This window comes from Paenibacillus thiaminolyticus (assembly GCF_003591545.1).
In the GTDB taxonomy this organism is placed as follows: Bacteria; Bacillota; Bacilli; order Paenibacillales; family Paenibacillaceae; genus Paenibacillus_B; species Paenibacillus_B thiaminolyticus_A.
On record NZ_QYZD01000017.1, the window covers coordinates 36,946 to 53,233 of the forward strand.

Sequence of the window (16,288 nt, forward strand, 5' to 3'; positions counted from 1 at the left end):
ATGAGCGATGAGCATCTTAATTAATAAAGATACGAAGGTTATTACGCAAGGGATTACGGGCTCGACGGGAATGTTCCATACGAAGGGGGCCTTGGAATACGGAACCAATATGGTGGGCGGCGTAACGCCGGGCAAAGGCGGAACGAAGATCGACATCGAGCTCGACAACGGGCACATCGTCTCGCTTCCAATCTTCAATTCGGTCATCGAAGCGAAGCACGAGACCGGTGCGACGGTGAGCGTCATTTACGTGCCACCGGCGTTCGCGGCGGATTCGATTATGGAAGCCGTCGATGCGGAGATCGATCTGGTTATCTGCATCACGGAAGGCATTCCGGTACTCGACATGGTCAAGGTGAAACGCTATATGGAAGGCAAGCGGACACGCCTTGTCGGTCCGAACTGTCCGGGCGTCATTACGCCGGGCGAATGCAAGATCGGCATCATGCCGGGCTACATCCATACTCCAGGGCATGTTGGGGTCGTCTCCCGGAGCGGAACGTTGACATACGAAGCGGTTCATCAATTGACGACGCGCGGCATCGGCCAGTCGACAGCTGTCGGTATCGGTGGAGACCCGGTCAAAGGATCGGAATTCATCGATGTGCTTCATATGTTCAATGAAGATCCGGATACGTATGCCGTGATTATGATCGGCGAGATCGGCGGTACGGCCGAGGAAGAAGCCGCCGAGTGGATCCAGGCCAACATGAAGAAGCCGGTCGTCGGCTTCATCGGAGGAGCTACTGCGCCTCCGGGCAAGCGAATGGGCCATGCCGGTGCGATCATTTCTGGTGGCAAGGGCACGGCTGCCGAGAAGACGGCCAAGCTGGAAGCCTGCGGCATCAAGGTGGCGCCGACGCCAGCGGAAATGGGCAGCACACTCGTATCCGTGCTGGAAGAACGCGGCCTGATTGAGCAATGCACGACACAGCCGCAGACACAAGCTTAATCATACTTACATTTATCCATATATATTGAAGCGATAGGTAAGCAACCTTTCTTAAGTTCGAACGATTTCGAGCGGAGGAAGGTTGCTTTGCTTTTTATATCCTTGGAGTACTTCACCCGGCTTGAGTTGTCAGGAGAAACACCGAGGTACCCAAAAATCCTGTAAAACTGCAGTTTTTTGTCGCAGGGTGTCACGGTCGTCTTCACATTCCTGCAAAAGTGCAGGAATTCAGCATCTTTCGATAAAAATGCGAACTAATTAGCGTAAAAGATGCACTTTTGCAGTAATTTTACCAAGTACGAAGTCAAATGGTGGAAATTGATGTAGATTTGCAGGATTTCAACTCGACTAAGCGAATTGGGCGAATTGTGCCAACTGGACATCAGTGTGCGGACTGCCCCAACTGGGTGGGCATGCGACCAGCACCGCCCGGATGTACAAAGTGGACTAAGCGAACAGCACCGCCCGGATGTACCAAGTGGACTGAGCGAACAGCACCGCCCGGATCGACCGGGCGGACTACACGAACCGCGCAGCGGAACAAACTAGTTCAGCCAGATATGCGAGTCTCGGGTATACAAGTCCTGGACACATGAGCCGTAGCCAACAATGACCGCGAATGAATTGCTTAATAATATCTTTTTACCCAGATATTGCAAAGAAAGCGTAGGTCATGCTTGCATTCTGATCTTATCTCAAGCAAAATAAGGGAAGCGGACAGCATGCTTCCCGGAAAGTGAAGGAGAGTTGCTGAAATGGGCAATTGGACGGAACGGGAGCTCGTGTTTGCGTTAAATGAAATCATTGGTATCGGCTGGCATACGATTCGCGCGTTAGGGGATCGCGTCGGATTTACTGGGTTGGCAGATTGGTTGAACCGTCCGGCATCGGATTGGGCAGAATTAGGGATAAAGCCCTCGATGGCGAGGAAGCTTGCGGGAGGCTTCCGGGCAGACAGGCTGGAAGATAGGCTGGAGCTGGCAAATACCGCTAAGATTGAGTGGATTACCCGCTGGGATGAAGGCTATCCTCCGCTGCTGCAGGAGATTCCGCAGCCGCCTTGGATATTGTACGGGAAAGGGGATTGGACCGTTCTGTCCTCCGATGCGATTGCTATTGTAGGAACGCGCAATCCTACCGTCTATGGCAAGAAGGTCGCCCTTCAATTGGCCGAGCAGTTAGGATGCGCCGGGTTCCTTATCGTCAGCGGATTGGCCAGAGGCATCGATGCTTGCAGTCATGAAGGCGCTCTCATCCAGGGGCGGACCGCTGCAGTGATGGGTACGGCCTTCGATCGCATCTATCCATATGAGAATGCGAACTTGGCGAGACGAATCGCCGAATCCGGCATCGTCATCACCGAATACCCGCTTGGCACCCCGTCTCATCCCGGCTTGTTCCCCCGGCGCAACCGCATAATTGCCGGCCTGACGCTCGGCACGGTCGTCGTGGAGGCTGCCATGGGCAGCGGCGCGCTTATCACCGCGGATTTTGCGACGGAATCGTTTAGGGAAGTTTTTGTCGTGCCGGGGCCCGTTACGTCGCCCAAATCGGCGGGCCCGCTATTTCTCATGAGGAATGGGGCCAGACCGATTGCGCATGCCGAAGATATAATGGAAGAATTGAAGGCGCGGTTGACAACAGTCACTTTGCCGTACAATAATGGAACGGTCGGCTTCACCGAGAGCGAACCGCTCACCGAGGAGGAGCGCCGGATATGCGAACTGATTCGCCTGGAAGGCAGTACATTTGAGGAACTGCTCCTTGCGAGCGGCCTCCCATTTGCGGAGCTGCATCGAATTTTGTTATCCTTACAATTAAAACAGAGAGTTCGGGAGGCCCAGGGAGCCGTATACCATTCGATATGGATATGAAGAGGAGATTGGAGAGGAGGGTGCGCCTATGGCGGATTCATTAGTCATTGTCGAGTCGCCTGCGAAGGCGAAGACAATCGGGAAATATTTAGGCAGCAAATATATCGTCAAAGCGTCTATGGGACATGTGCGTGATTTGCCCAAAAGCCAGATGGGCGTTGAAATAGAGCAAGATTTCGCCCCGAAGTACATCACGATTCGCGGCAAGGGCAGCGTGCTCAAAGAATTGAAAGATGCAAGAAAGAAAGTGAAAAAAGTGTATCTCGCGGCTGACCCCGACCGCGAAGGAGAAGCGATCGCTTGGCATCTGGCGCATGCGCTCGAACTGGATGAGACGGAAGCCTGCCGCGTCGTTTTCAATGAGATTACGAAGCAGGCCGTGAAGGATGCGTTCAAATCGCCGCGTCAAATCAATATGGACCTTGTTCATGCCCAGCAAGCGCGACGCATTCTTGACCGGCTGGTCGGGTACAAGATCAGCCCTCTTTTATGGAAGAAGGTGAAGAAAGGGCTGTCAGCAGGGCGGGTGCAGTCGGTATCCGTGAAGCTGATTATTGACCGTGAGAATGAGATCGACGCCTTCATCCCGGAAGAGTATTGGACGATAACCGCCAAGCTGGAAGCAGGCAAGTCCAAGTTCGAAGCCAAGTTCTACGGCATGAATGGTGTGAAGATGGAGCTGGCGAACGAGGCCGAAGTGAATGAAGTGCTGGCAGCACTGCAGAAGCAGGCCTTTGTCGTCTCTGAGGTGAAAGAGAAGGAGCGGCTTCGCCATCCGTCCGCTCCCTTTACGACGAGCTCGCTGCAGCAGGAAGCTGCGCGGAAGCTGAATTTCCGTGCGGCTAAGACAATGTCCGTTGCGCAGCAGCTGTATGAAGGGGTGGACCTGGGCAAGGAAGGCACGGTCGGTCTCATCACCTATATGCGTACAGACTCGACGCGGATATCGCCGACGGCTCAAGAGGAAGCTAAGGAATATATCGGCTCTCAGTTCGGTACGGAATATGTGCCGGAGACGCCGCGGCAATATGCCAAGAAGGCCGCCAATGCGCAGGATGCGCACGAGGCGGTTCGCCCTACGTCCGTGCTGCGCAGTCCGGATCAGATGAAGCCGTTCCTCAGCCGCGATCAGCATCGCCTCTACAAGCTTGTATGGGAACGGTTCGTGGCGAGCCAGATGACGTCCGCCGTTATGGATACAATGACGGTCGATCTGCAGGCGGGAGACGTTACATTCCGCGCCAACGGCTCCAAGGTGCGCTTTCCCGGGTTCATGAAGGTCTATGTCGAAGGGAACGACGACGGCACGGTCGAGGATGACAAATTGCTTCCTCCGCTCAAGACGGGCGATAAGCTCAAGCAGGAAGCGATCGAACCGAAGCAGCATTTCACTCAGCCGCCGCCGCGGTATACCGAGGCGAGACTGGTGAAGACGCTGGAGGAACTTGGCATCGGGAGACCGAGCACCTATGCCCCAACACTGGAGACGATCCAGAAGCGAGGCTATGTAGCGATCGAGGAGAAGAAATTCGTTCCGACCGAGCTGGGCGAACTGGTCATCCAGCTGATGGAGGAGTTTTTCCCCGAGATTCTGGATGCTGAATTCACCGCCCATATGGAGGAAGATCTCGACCATGTGGAAGAGGGGCAGCAGGACTGGGTGCAGGTGCTCAGCGATTTCTATGAATCGTTCGAGAAGCGGCTTCAGGTTGCCGAGGAAGAAATGAAGGAAGTCGAAATCGAGGACGAAGTGTCCGATGAAATATGCGAGAAGTGCGGACGCCATTTTGTGTACAAGATGGGCCGCTTCGGCAAATTTTTGGCCTGCTCCGGATTTCCGGATTGCCGCAACACGCGTCCGATTGTGAAGGATACGGGCGTAGCCTGTCCGAAGTGCAAGGAAGGCAAGCTGGTCGAGCGCCGCAGCAAGAAGGGACGCGTCTTCTACGGCTGCGATCGTTATCCGGATTGCGATTATGTGATGTGGGACCGGCCATCGGTCAAGCCATGTCCGTCCTGCGGCAGCTTAATGGTCGAGAAGCGGAGCAAGCAAGGAACGAAGCTGCAGTGCACGCAGTGCGATCATCATGAAATGTTGCAGGACAACGAGGATGACTAATCGTGGGCAAGCATACGATGAAATAAAGGGATACTGCAGCAGGTGCAGGCAACCGAGGGGGATGTAAGACAGATGGATAAGCCGAGAGTAACCGTTATCGGTGCGGGCTTGGCCGGCAGCGAGGCGGCATGGCAGGCTGCGCAGCAGGGAGTTGCGGTGACGCTCTATGAGATGCGGCCGGTGAAGCAGACGCCGGCCCATCATACAGGCCAGTTCGCGGAGCTGGTATGCAGCAATTCCTTGCGCGCGAACGGACTAAGCAACGCGGTGGGCGTATTAAAGGAAGAAATGCGGCTTATGAATTCGCTTATTATGCAAGCGGCGGATAAGCATGCGGTTCCGGCCGGAGGCGCGTTGGCCGTCGATCGGGACGGATTTTCCGGGGAGATTACAAGGCTGCTGAGCGAGCATCCGCTCGTCGATGTCCGCAATGAGGAAGTAACGGAGATTCCGGAGGACGGAATTACCGTCATTGCTACCGGGCCGCTGACATCCCCGGCATTGTCCGACCAGATTAAGTCGCTGATGGATGAGGAATACTTTTATTTTTACGATGCGGCTGCGCCGATCGTGGAGAAGGATTCCATCGACATGAGCAAGGTGTTCCTGGCTTCCCGCTATGACAAGGGAGAAGCGGCGTATTTGAACTGCCCGATGAACGAGGAAGAGTTCAATGCGTTCTACGAGGCGCTTGTTACGGCCGAGACGGCGGAATTGAAGGAGTTCGAGAAGGAGATTTATTTCGAGGGCTGCATGCCGATTGAGATCATGATGCGCCGCGGGAAGCAGACGGCGCTGTTCGGGCCGATGAAGCCCGTCGGGTTGACGGATCCGCGCACAGGCAAGACGCCGTATGCGGTCATCCAGCTCCGTCAGGACAATGCTGCGGGTACGCTCTATAATATGGTGGGCTTCCAGACCCATCTTAAATGGGGCGAGCAGAAGCGGGTGTTCCAAATGATTCCGGGCCTGGAGAATGCGGAATTCGTCCGTTACGGCGTTATGCACCGCAATACCTTCATCAATTCGCCGAAGCTCCTGGAAGCGACCTATCAATTCAAGGGCCGTCCGTCGCTTTTCTTTGCAGGGCAGATGACCGGGGTGGAGGGCTATGTCGAATCGGCTGCTTCGGGACTGCTGGCTGGCTTGAATGCGGCCCGTTATGCCATAGGGAACGAACCGGTCCTGCTTCCGGAGGATACGGCGCTCGGAAGCATGGCGCGTTATATTACGACAGCCGATTTTAAGCATTTCCAGCCGATGAACGCCAATTTCGGCCTTTTTCCGCCGCTTGGGCAGCGGATCCGCAACAAAAAAGAGAAGAACGAAGCGCTGGCCCATCGCGCTCTCCATTCTTTGAAGGCTTACCGGGACGAATCGGGTCTGTTCAACACATAATAGTTTGTGCAGCGGAAAGGAAGCGGATCGCCACGGAACGGTGCCGTTTCCTTTTCATTTATTGATTCTATGGTCCTAGCCGATGAATAATAGACAGGAGGTTGAGCTTCAGTGGAATATCAATTTCATGCCACGACCATCTGCGCCGTAAGACATAACGGGCAGGCCGCCATTGCGGGAGACGGTCAAGTAACCTTTGGGAACAATATGATTATGAAGCAGCATGCGCGCAAGGTGCGGCGTCTGTACCGCGGCCAGGTACTGGCGGGATTCGCCGGATCGGTCGCCGATGCCATTACCCTGTTCGAGAAGTTCGAAGGGAAGCTGGAGGAGCATCATGGCAACCTGCAGCGAGCAGCTGTCGAATTGGCGAAGGATTGGCGCCAGGATAAGGTGCTTCGCAAGCTGGAGGCGCTGATGATTGTGATGGACGCGCAGCATGTGCTGCTCATTTCGGGCGGTGGAGAAATCATCGAGCCGGATGACGAAGTGATTGCCATCGGCTCCGGCGGATCGTTCGCGCTGGCGGCGGCCCGTGCCCTCAAGCGGCATTCGACGCATCTGTCCGCGCGTGAAATGGCTGAAGCCGCCTTGCATATAGCGGCAGAAATTTGCGTATTTACGAATGATAATCTCGTTGTCGAAGAGCTGTAACGGAATAAGGGAGCTACGATAGATACGGGTGGAGGGATAAGATGAATCAACAAGCATGGACACCACGGCAGATAGTCACGGAACTGGATAAGTATATCGTCGGACAGAAAATGGCTAAACGGGCCGTCGCTGTCGCGCTTCGCAATCGCTACCGGCGCAGCCTGCTGGATGAGTCGATCCAGGATGAGATCGTCCCCAAAAACATTCTCATGATCGGACCGACGGGTGTAGGGAAGACCGAGATTGCCCGCCGTCTGGCGAAGCTCGTCAATGCTCCGTTCGTGAAGGTGGAAGCGACCAAATTTACGGAAGTGGGTTATGTCGGACGGGATGTCGAGTCGATGGTCCGCGATCTGGTGGAGACGGCGATCCGCATGGTTAAGCTGGAGCGCACCGAGAAAGTCAAAGATAAAGCGGAAGAGATGGCGAATGAGCGAATCGTAGAAATATTAGCCCCTAGCTCCAAGGAAAACAAATCGCAGCGCAATCCGTTCGAAATGCTATTCGGCCAAAACCAGTCCCATGCGCAACAGGAGGAGAAGGAGCCAGAGCCCGGATTGCAGGAAAAGCGGAGAAAGGTGCGGTTCGACCTGCTGTCAGGCAATCTCGAGAATGACACCATCGAGATCGACGTCGAGGACGCGGCGCCGAACATGCTCGATTTCCTGTCCGGCCCGGGCAATGAGCAGATGGGCATGAATATGCAGGAAATGTTCGGCAGCCTCATTCCGAAGCGGATGAAGAAGCGCAAGCTCACGATCAAGGAAGCAAGGAAGGTGTTGACCCAGGAAGAGGCCGCGAAGCTCATCGACATGGATGACGTCATTCAGGAATCGATTCGCCGTGCCGAGCAGTCGGGCATCATCTTTATCGATGAGATTGACAAGATTGCCTCCAGCGGGCGCGGATCGGGGCCTGACGTGTCCCGTGAGGGCGTTCAGCGCGATATTTTGCCGATTGTAGAGGGTTCCACCATCATGACCAAGTACGGGCCTGTGAAGACGGACTACGTGCTCTTCATTGCTGCTGGAGCGTTCCATATCGCGAAGCCGTCCGATCTCATTCCCGAGCTGCAGGGACGTTTCCCGATTCGTGTCGAATTAACCAGCTTGTCGCTGAACGACTTTGTCTCGATTCTGACGGAACCGAAGAATGCAATGACGAAGCAGTATGTCGAATTGTTGAAGACGGAAAACATCCAGATTGAATTCACGGATGATGCGATACGGGAAATTGCCCGCATTGCGGCCGATGTCAATCAAAATACGGAAAATATCGGAGCTCGGCGCCTGCATACCATTATGGAGAAGCTGCTGGAGGATCTGTCGTTCGAAGCGCCAGAGCTGACGCTCGATCAATTCCGGATTACGCCCGAGTATGTGCGGGAGAAGCTGTCCGATATCGCGCAAAACCGGGACCTGAGCCAGTATATCCTATAAAAATCATGCGAAATTTCCCCTTTTTGGGACTACAGCCAACGAGGGGATCCATTCGACAAAATATTAAAAAAAAGCCCTGACTTTTAGTCCAAAGATAGGGCTTTTTTCTTATTGTGTTATAACCCAAAGTTTAAGATGATAAGTATGGCGTTAATTATCTTCTTCTGTCAAAAAATGATGATTACTCAACATTTTCATTGAATAATCAGCTAGATTTATTGGATTATGGAAATCCCCTCCCATAGTTCGACAGGATCGGGCAAAAGAACTAAGTTTTTTGTCGAAAGAGAAGGAGAAACGTCGCAAGTAGAGAATATGTGTTTATATGTGAATTTTTAACTAATCAGGAGGGATGATTGTGAACTTGTTGAGCGGCGTACATATGCAGCGGCTGGAGGGCGCGATGCAAGCTTCCACGGCTCGGCAGAATGTGATCAACGCGAACGTGGCGAATGTCGATACGCCGTACTATAAACGCTCCGAAGTACAGTTCGAGTCGCTGCTTCGTGATCAGATGACCGGCGGGAGTCTTGTCGGTCGCCGCACTGATCCGCGGCATTTCTATATCGGACCTTCGAACGGAGTGCCAGCTCCGCAAGTAGTGCAGGATGAGAGCACGGTGATGGGGAATGACCGCAACAATGTTGACATTGACCGGGAAATGGCGCTTCAGGCCGAAAATCAATTGAAATATTATACGCTTATTCAACAGTTGAACCATAACATCAACATGCTTCGAACCGGTATGGATGTAAGGAGGTAACGGTACCGTATGAATATTTCTAACAGCTTCAACATCAGCTCGTCCGGACTCACGGCCCAGCGCCTGAGAATGGACGTCATCTCCTCGAATATCGCGAATATGGAATCGACGCGCGCGCAATATGTCAACGGGAAGTTCGTTCCGTATACGCGCAAGGTTGTCGTCATGTCGCCCCTGGAGTCTTCCTTCAAGCAGACCTTGCAAGAAGCGATGCAGGGCCAGCGCAATGCCAATGGGGTCAAGGTGTCCCAGATTAAGGAAGATACCTCAACGCCGTATAAAATCGTCTACAATCCGTCCCACCCGGACGCGGACGAGCAAGGAAATGTCTACATGCCAAATGTCGACATCATGAAGGAAATGGTCGACATGATCTCTGCCACCCGCTCTTATGAAGCGAACGTAACGGCGCTGAATGCGTCCAAATCCATGATTATGAAGGCATTGGAGATTGGCAAAGGCTAGTCCAAGCCTGCTTGCTAACAAGAGCCGTTCATTGCCACAGGGGGAAAACAAATGATACAAAATACGATGATTCCATTGAGCATGACATCTCCGGCGACATTACCGGCGGCGATATCTCCAACGACGAAAGCCGACACACCGGCTGAAGTGACCAAGGCATTCAGTCATTTTCTTACGAATGCACTTCAGCAAGTTGATGCACAAGAGAAGCAAGTCCATGAGATGGGCGACAAGTTTATATTGGGCGAAGTTGATGTCGATCAGCTTCAGATTGCCTCCGAACGTGCGCTGCTCAGCCTGCAATTGACGACGCAAATACGCAACAAGGTCATCGAAGCGTATCAAGATATTATGCGCATGCAAATGTAACAGCGGTAGTGTCTTACATCGTTCTGGAGGGTGACGTGAAGTGAATGAAACCATTGGCCGGTATCGGGATCGAATAACCCAATACTGGAATCAATTCAGTAAAAAGCAGAAAATCCTTCTGCTGTCCACGATCGCATTTGTAATCTTGGCTATTGCTATTTTAACGGCACAGCTGACAAAAACCGAGTATGAGCTTGCTTTTGAAAATCTTAACGCGAATGATGCTGCTGGCATCATAGAATATCTGAATTCGAACCGGATCCCGTACGAGCTCAGCGGCGACGGCAGCAAAATATCCGTACCCAGCGCCTCGGCAGCAAAAGTTAAGGTCGACATCGGGGCTCAGGGCATCGTCAAGAACGGTTCCATTGGCTTCGAATCGTTCGGCGCCGACGGACTGATGGGCGGAATGACGGACAACGTATTCGATGTTCGTTACAAGAACGCCCTCAACGGCGAAATCGAAAGATTGCTGCGCCTAATGAATGGTGTTCAAGACGCCAAGGCCATTATTAATCTTCCGAAGGAGACGGTCTTCGCAACACCAGAGCAGGAGCAGGCGTCGGCCTCTATTGTGTTGAAATTTAAGCCCGGATATCAGCCGAATCAGGCGGCGGTCGACGGATACTACAATCTGGTCAAGACCGCGGTTCCCAACTTGGCGGTTGACGATATCACCATCTCGAGCGATGAAGGGCCCATGTTCGCTTCCGACTCGCAAGGCGGCGCGTCCAAGAGCATCTTCGGCGAGGTGGATGAGCAGCTCAAGATTCAGCGTAAGTATGAGAATGATATCCGCATGAAAATACAAGAATTCCTTGGCGCCTATGTACCAGCGGACAAAGTAAGCGTATTGGTATCCGCAAAGCTGAATTTCGATAAAGTACAAAAGCAGGAAGATCTTGTCACCCCGGTTAATACGGAGGAGATGAAAGGAATCGAAATCAGCGTCCAGGAGCTGCAGGAATCCTATAGCGGCAAAGGCACGCAAAATGGCGGCGTCGCAGGCGTCGGAGACGGCGAAGTACCGAACTATCCTTCCGCTTCGGGAAGCGGGGATACGACATCCGAGAAAAGCCAGCGGACGATCAATTATGACGTGAACCGCATCAAAAATCTGATTGAGTCCAGTCCGTATGCCGTAAAAGATCTGACCATACACGCAGCGGTTGACGCGAACAATATGGAGCCTACCCAAATCGATGCGATTGAAAAGGTGCTTCGTTCAATCGTCGCCGCACAGTTAAAAGATTCAGGTGCTACATATACAGACGAAGAATTGACACAAAAAGTTTCAGTTATTACCCAAAATGGTGCTAAAGATGGGGGAACAGCCACTGCCAGCACGGTTCCGAACTGGGTTTGGTATGGCGCGGGTGCGCTTGCATTACTAGTTGTCGTAGGCGGAATTGCCTATGCGGTCGTCCGCCGCCGCAGACGAACGGAAGAAGTCTATGCGGACGAGCTGTCTCCGCTTCCTACTCATGTTGAGCTTCCATCCATTGATTTAGAGAATCTGACAGGCGAGCATCAGGTGCGCAAGCAATTGGAAATGCTGGCGAAGAAAAAGCCGGAAGAGTTTGTGAAATTGCTGCGTACGTGGCTCGTTGACGAATCGAGGTGAGCAACGTGACAAGAGGAAGCGGAGTCTTGACCGGCAGACAGAAAGCGGCGATTTTGCTCATCACGCTCGGACCTGAGGTGTCAGCCCAAATCTTTCAGCACTTGCGGGATGAGGAAATCGAACAATTAACGTTGGAAATTGCGAATGTTCGCAAGGTGGATGCGGTGGAAAAAGAGTCGGTGATGAGCGAGTTCCATCAAATCTGCCTGGCGCAGGAGTACATATCCCAGGGCGGCATCGGTTACGCCAAGGAAATTCTCGAGAAGGCGTTGGGCTCGCAGAAAGCAGTCGATATTATCAACCGCCTGACCGCCACGCTGCAGGTCAGACCGTTCGACTTTGCGCGCAAGGCGGAGGCGTCGCAGATTTTCAACTTTATTCAGAATGAAAATGCGCAAACCATCGCTCTCGTGCTTTCTTATTTGCAGACGGAGCAGGCATCGACGATCCTGTCTTCCCTTCCGCAGGAGAAGCAGGCCGAGGTGGCGCGCAGAGTTGCCTTAATGGACAGCACGTCCCCGGAAGTGATCAGCCAGGTCGAGCGCGTGCTGGAACAGAAGCTGTCGTCGACCGTGACTCAGGATTATACAAGCGCAGGCGGAATCGAGTCGGTCGTCAAGATTTTGAACGGCGTCGACCGCGGTACTGAGCGCACGATTCTGGATTCCTTGGAAATTCAGGATCCGGAGCTGGCGGAAGAAATCAAGAAGAGAATGTTCGTATTCGAAGATATCGTCAATATCGACAACCGTTCTATCCAACGCATCATTCGGGATATTGATAATGCCGACCTGCAGCTTGCGCTCAAAGTGGCAAGCGAGGAAGTGCGCGAAGCGATTTTCCGCAACATGTCCAAGCGGATGGCCGATACGTTCAAGGAAGAAATGGAGTTTATGGGACCGGTTCGGCTGCGCGACGTGGAAGAGGCGCAGACGCGGATTGTGTCGACGATTCGCCGCTTAGAAGAGTCGGGTGAGATTATCATCGCACGCGGCGGAGGAGATGATATCGTTGTCTAATGTCATCAAATCGACTCAATATGTTCCGCTGGAGCAAATGAGATTGATTGAAGCGGTGCGGCGTCATCAGCAGCAGCGGACCGAAGAGGAGGCTGCGGCAGCGCCGGAGCCGTTGACCCGGGAGACGCTGCTGAGCCAGGATGAACAGCTGGCCGAGCTGAGGCAATCGATTCTTGATGATGCGCAATCATTCGCTGAGGAGCATCTCCGGCAATCGACCGATGAGGCGGAGCGGATGAAGGAAGAAGCGCAAAGCCAGATAGAAGCATGGTGGGAAGAACGGCGCCGGCAGGACGAGCAGTTGATCGAATCTACCCGGAACGAGAGCTATGAGACCGGATATCGGGAAGGCATAGAGCGCGCGGAGCAAGAGATTAAGGAAGCGTACGAGCGGAAAATCGCGGAAGCCGAGGCAGTGCTGCGCCAAGCTTATCAGGCGAAGGAACAGTTAATCCAGGAGGCGGAGCCGTTCGTTGTCTCTCTCAGCTGCGCAGTTGCAGAGAAGATCATTCAGAAGCAGCTGTCTGTCGAACCGGAGATTGTGCTGGAACTGGCCCGCAAGACGCTGTCCCGCAAGCGGGAAAGCGGAACGATCACGCTTTGTGTCTCACCCGAGCAGTTCGCCTATGTGCATGCGGCAAGGGAAGAGCTCAGTCTGGTGGTCGACTCACAAGCAGAACTGCAGATTATCCCGGACTCCAGCGTGAACGACGGGGGATGTGTCGTCCGGTCTGCGCTCGGCAGCATCGATGCGCGGATTGACACACAGTTGGCGGAGATTAAAAAAGCGCTGATGCAGGTAGCGATGCAGCATGAGGAGCAGAGTGGCCATGACGCATGAGGTGAGATGGAACACGGAGAAATATGTCGACTACTTGTCCCAAATCGACCCGGTCCGCGTCAATGGCAAAGTGACGCAGGTTATCGGTCTGACCGTGGAGTCGGAAGGCCCTGACGCGAGTGTAGGAGAAGTTTGCTATATATACCCGACCAAGGGGAGCAAGCCGCTGATGGCGGAAGTTGTCGGATTCCGCGACAACAAGGTGCTCCTGATGCCGCTCGGAGAGCTGCAGGCGATAGGTCCGGGCTGTGATGTCGTGGGCACCGGGAAACCGTTGACCGTTCCGGTCGGTTCGGAGCTGCTCGGGAAAGTGCTGGACGGATTGGGACAGCCGCTTGACGGCTCCTTCCTCCCGACACGGATGTCCAGCTATTCGACGACGGCCGTTCCATCCAACCCGCTGGCCAGGCCGCGTGTGCTGGATCCGATCGGCGTCGGCGTACGGGCGATCGACGGTCTGCTGACGATCGGCAATGGTCAGCGCGTCGGCATATTCGCCGGCTCCGGGGTAGGCAAGAGCACCCTCCTCGGCATGATCGCGCGCAATACGGCGGCCGATGTGAACGTGATCGCCCTCATCGGCGAGCGCGGCCGCGAAGTGCTGGAGTTCATTGAGCGCGATCTCGGTCCGGAAGGGCTGGCGCGGTCGGTCGTTGTCGTCGCGACTTCGGATCAGCCGGCGCTGGTCCGCATCAAGGGCGCGCTGATCGCGACCACGATTGCGGAATATTTCCGGGACCGCGGCATGAACGTAATGCTTATGATGGATTCGGTAACCCGTTACGCGATGGCGATGCGGGAAGTCGGACTGGCTATCGGGGAGCCTCCTGCGACCCGGGGATATACGCCTTCCGTCTTTGCCAGCCTGCCGAAGCTGCTGGAGCGCTCCGGAACAGGACCGTCAGGCTCGATTACAGCCTTCTATACGGTTCTCGTCGATGGAGACGACATGAACGAGCCGATTGCCGATGCCGTGCGCGGGATTTTGGACGGTCATATCGTCCTGAACCGGAATATCGCGAACAAAGGACATTTTCCCGCGATCGATATTCTTGCCAGTGTGAGCCGGGTGATGAAGGATATCGTGCCCCGCGAACATCAATTGGCGGCAGAGCAGCTGAAGCGGCTTCTCGCCGTGTACCGCGAATCTGAGGATTTGATTAATATCGGCGCATATCAGCGGGGAAGCAACCCCGCCATAGACGAAGCACTTGAATTTATAGATGACATTCATGCGTTCACGAAGCAGAGAGTCGATGAAAGTGCTCCTTACAACGAGACGATTGAACGATTATTAATGCAATTTCCAGGAGGATGAGTGACCGGTGCGTGGCTTTCAATACGCTTTGCAAAAAGTGCTTGACTTGAAGACCAATGAGAAAAAGCAGGCGGAATGGATATTGTCCGAAGCAGTGGGAGATCTGATGACGAAGGAGAGCCAGCTTCAGCAGTGCACGGCAGATCTCCTGCACGCTCGCGAAGAGCTTCAGCGTCATGTGGATGCTCGCGCATCCGCATCCAGCCTTCAGGTCTGGCAGCAATATATCGCCTATATGGAATCGCAGGTTGACCTGGCGAACGAGCGGGTCAGCGCCGCGGAAGCCAACGTTCAGAACAAGCAGGGCGAGCTGGCCGTACGGATGACCGACGAAAAAGTGTGGACCAAGGCCAGGGAAAAGGCGGAAGCGCAATTCAACCAGCAACTGGCTGCGTGGGAACAGAACGAATTGGACGAACTGGCGACCGTTCGCTACCATATGGCAGCCCGCTAGGAGAAATGTCAGGTGCGGCAGTTCGGTCCCGCCGCTTCAGCAGGAGGGATGAGAGTGGCAGAGATGAATCAGGAATCAATGGAAAAGGAAAGTGGATATTCGGGCTTTGAACGGTTTTTGTTCTTTGCGACCCCCATATTGTTTACGATCATTTTGTTAGCCGTGCTGCTCACGCTGTTCAATGCGAACTGGCGCAATCAGATGATAGCCTTGGCGGAAAATATCCCGATCGTAAATGAATGGATTTCTTCCGATAAGGATAAAGCCGAGGGCAAAGAACCCGGCAAAGCGAAGAAAGAGAACAAAAACATTCAAAAGGAACAGGAAGAGCAGATTGCCGAACTGAAGGCGCTGCTGGCTTCCAAGGACGCTGACCTCCGCAATCTGGCCGATGCGCGCAAGACGCTCGAGGAGCAGGTCGCGAATCTGAATAAGGAAATCAAGGATTTGCGGGCCGAACGGCGCGAAGAACAGGTAACGGAAGAGCAGTACGCGCAGCAGGTGAAGGATCTGGCGAATCTGTACGCCAAGATGATGCCGAGCAAATCGGCTCCGATTCTGGAGAACTTGGCGACAGAGGAACTCGTGCTTGTGCTGGATGCGATGAAGCAGGAGGACCGCGCGAAGATACTGGAAAAGATGAATCCGAAGGTAGCCGCTGATGCGTCGATCCGGCTCAAGGATGTGAAGCCGGCGGACAACCTGGAGGTCCGCGCGCTGCAGGCGCGCCTCAAAAAGAATGAAGCGACGAAGGAAGCGCACAATGGCCTTGATCAGACGCAGCTCAGCCAGACCTTCTCGAGCATGACGCCGAAGAGTGCGGCCAGCATTTTGCTCGAAACGGCGAAAATCAGTCCGGAAAAGGCGCTGAACGTACTGAATTCGGTCGATGACGCGACCCGCTCCCGCTTGCTGAATGCGATGACAGAGGAGGACAAGCAAGCGACGGCCAAGCTCGTCGCGAAGCTGCTTCCAAGCAAATGATAGACATCTACGAAT

Annotated in this window: 15 protein-coding genes; all 15 read left to right on the plus strand. The window is 54.0% G+C overall.

All coding sequences use genetic code 11. From position 1 onward, the window contains the following. The first annotated feature begins 7 nt into the window (after positions 1-7). The 15 genes from sucD to DQX05_RS18075 all read left to right on the plus strand — a co-directional run bounded on the left by sucD (position 8) and on the right by DQX05_RS18075 (position 16,273). Positions 8-952, plus strand: coding sequence for a succinate--CoA ligase subunit alpha (gene sucD / locus DQX05_RS18005; RefSeq protein ID WP_119794893.1), 945 nt, complete (start codon positions 8-10; stop codon positions 950-952). Between the two features lie 755 nt (positions 953-1,707). Next, complete coding sequence (gene dprA / locus DQX05_RS18010; RefSeq protein WP_119794894.1) at positions 1,708-2,826, plus strand: DNA-processing protein DprA; 1,119 nt, start codon at positions 1,708-1,710, stop codon at positions 2,824-2,826. 28 nt (positions 2,827-2,854) lie between these two features. Continuing rightward, positions 2,855-4,945 carry a type I DNA topoisomerase gene (gene topA, locus DQX05_RS18015; RefSeq protein WP_119794895.1) on the plus strand — a complete coding sequence of 697 codons (2,091 nt, stop codon included), beginning with the start codon at positions 2,855-2,857 and terminating at the stop codon, positions 4,943-4,945. 42 nt (positions 4,946-4,987) lie between these two features. Further along, positions 4,988-6,343 carry an FADH(2)-oxidizing methylenetetrahydrofolate--tRNA-(uracil(54)-C(5))-methyltransferase TrmFO gene (gene trmFO, locus DQX05_RS18020; protein WP_259392092.1) on the plus strand — a complete coding sequence of 452 codons (1,356 nt, stop codon included), beginning with the start codon at positions 4,988-4,990 and terminating at the stop codon, positions 6,341-6,343. A gap of 111 nt (positions 6,344-6,454) precedes the next feature. Beyond that, on the plus strand, positions 6,455-6,997 hold the full coding sequence (gene hslV / locus DQX05_RS18025) for an ATP-dependent protease subunit HslV (RefSeq protein WP_006286690.1): 543 nt from the start codon (positions 6,455-6,457) through the stop codon (positions 6,995-6,997). Positions 6,998-7,038: 41 nt separating this feature from the next. After that, positions 7,039-8,436 carry an ATP-dependent protease ATPase subunit HslU gene (gene hslU / locus DQX05_RS18030; RefSeq protein WP_119794897.1) on the plus strand — a complete coding sequence of 466 codons (1,398 nt, stop codon included), beginning with the start codon at positions 7,039-7,041 and terminating at the stop codon, positions 8,434-8,436. A gap of 358 nt (positions 8,437-8,794) precedes the next feature. After that, complete coding sequence (gene flgB / locus DQX05_RS18035; protein ID WP_119794971.1) at positions 8,795-9,199, plus strand: flagellar basal body rod protein FlgB; 405 nt, start codon at positions 8,795-8,797, stop codon at positions 9,197-9,199. 9 nt (positions 9,200-9,208) lie between these two features. Continuing rightward, entirely contained in the window at positions 9,209-9,664 is a 456-nt protein-coding gene (gene flgC / locus DQX05_RS18040; RefSeq protein ID WP_119794898.1) for a flagellar basal body rod protein FlgC, read from the plus strand. Between the two features lie 51 nt (positions 9,665-9,715). Beyond that, the gene (fliE, locus tag DQX05_RS18045; protein WP_119794899.1) at positions 9,716-10,033 is read left to right on the plus strand and encodes a flagellar hook-basal body complex protein FliE; all 318 of its coding nucleotides are present in this window, start codon (positions 9,716-9,718) and stop codon (positions 10,031-10,033) included. A 40-nt stretch (positions 10,034-10,073) separates the two neighbouring features. Continuing rightward, entirely contained in the window at positions 10,074-11,657 is a 1,584-nt protein-coding gene (gene fliF / locus DQX05_RS18050; protein ID WP_119794900.1) for a flagellar basal-body MS-ring/collar protein FliF, read from the plus strand. A gap of 5 nt (positions 11,658-11,662) precedes the next feature. Beyond that, the gene (gene fliG, locus DQX05_RS18055; RefSeq protein WP_119794901.1) at positions 11,663-12,676 is read left to right on the plus strand and encodes a flagellar motor switch protein FliG; all 1,014 of its coding nucleotides are present in this window, start codon (positions 11,663-11,665) and stop codon (positions 12,674-12,676) included. Continuing rightward, on the plus strand, positions 12,669-13,517 hold the full coding sequence (locus tag DQX05_RS18060) for a FliH/SctL family protein (RefSeq protein ID WP_119794902.1): 849 nt from the start codon (positions 12,669-12,671) through the stop codon (positions 13,515-13,517). The genes fliG and DQX05_RS18060 overlap by 8 nt, the downstream gene beginning before the upstream one ends. Beyond that, on the plus strand, positions 13,507-14,835 hold the full coding sequence (gene fliI / locus DQX05_RS18065) for a flagellar protein export ATPase FliI (RefSeq protein ID WP_119794903.1): 1,329 nt from the start codon (positions 13,507-13,509) through the stop codon (positions 14,833-14,835). The genes DQX05_RS18060 and fliI overlap by 11 nt, the downstream gene beginning before the upstream one ends. A gap of 7 nt (positions 14,836-14,842) precedes the next feature. Then, complete coding sequence (fliJ, locus tag DQX05_RS18070; protein WP_119794904.1) at positions 14,843-15,289, plus strand: flagellar export protein FliJ; 447 nt, start codon at positions 14,843-14,845, stop codon at positions 15,287-15,289. Between the two features lie 48 nt (positions 15,290-15,337). Next, on the plus strand, positions 15,338-16,273 hold the full coding sequence (locus DQX05_RS18075) for a MotE family protein (RefSeq protein WP_259392093.1): 936 nt from the start codon (positions 15,338-15,340) through the stop codon (positions 16,271-16,273). Positions 16,274-16,288 lie beyond the last annotated feature (15 nt).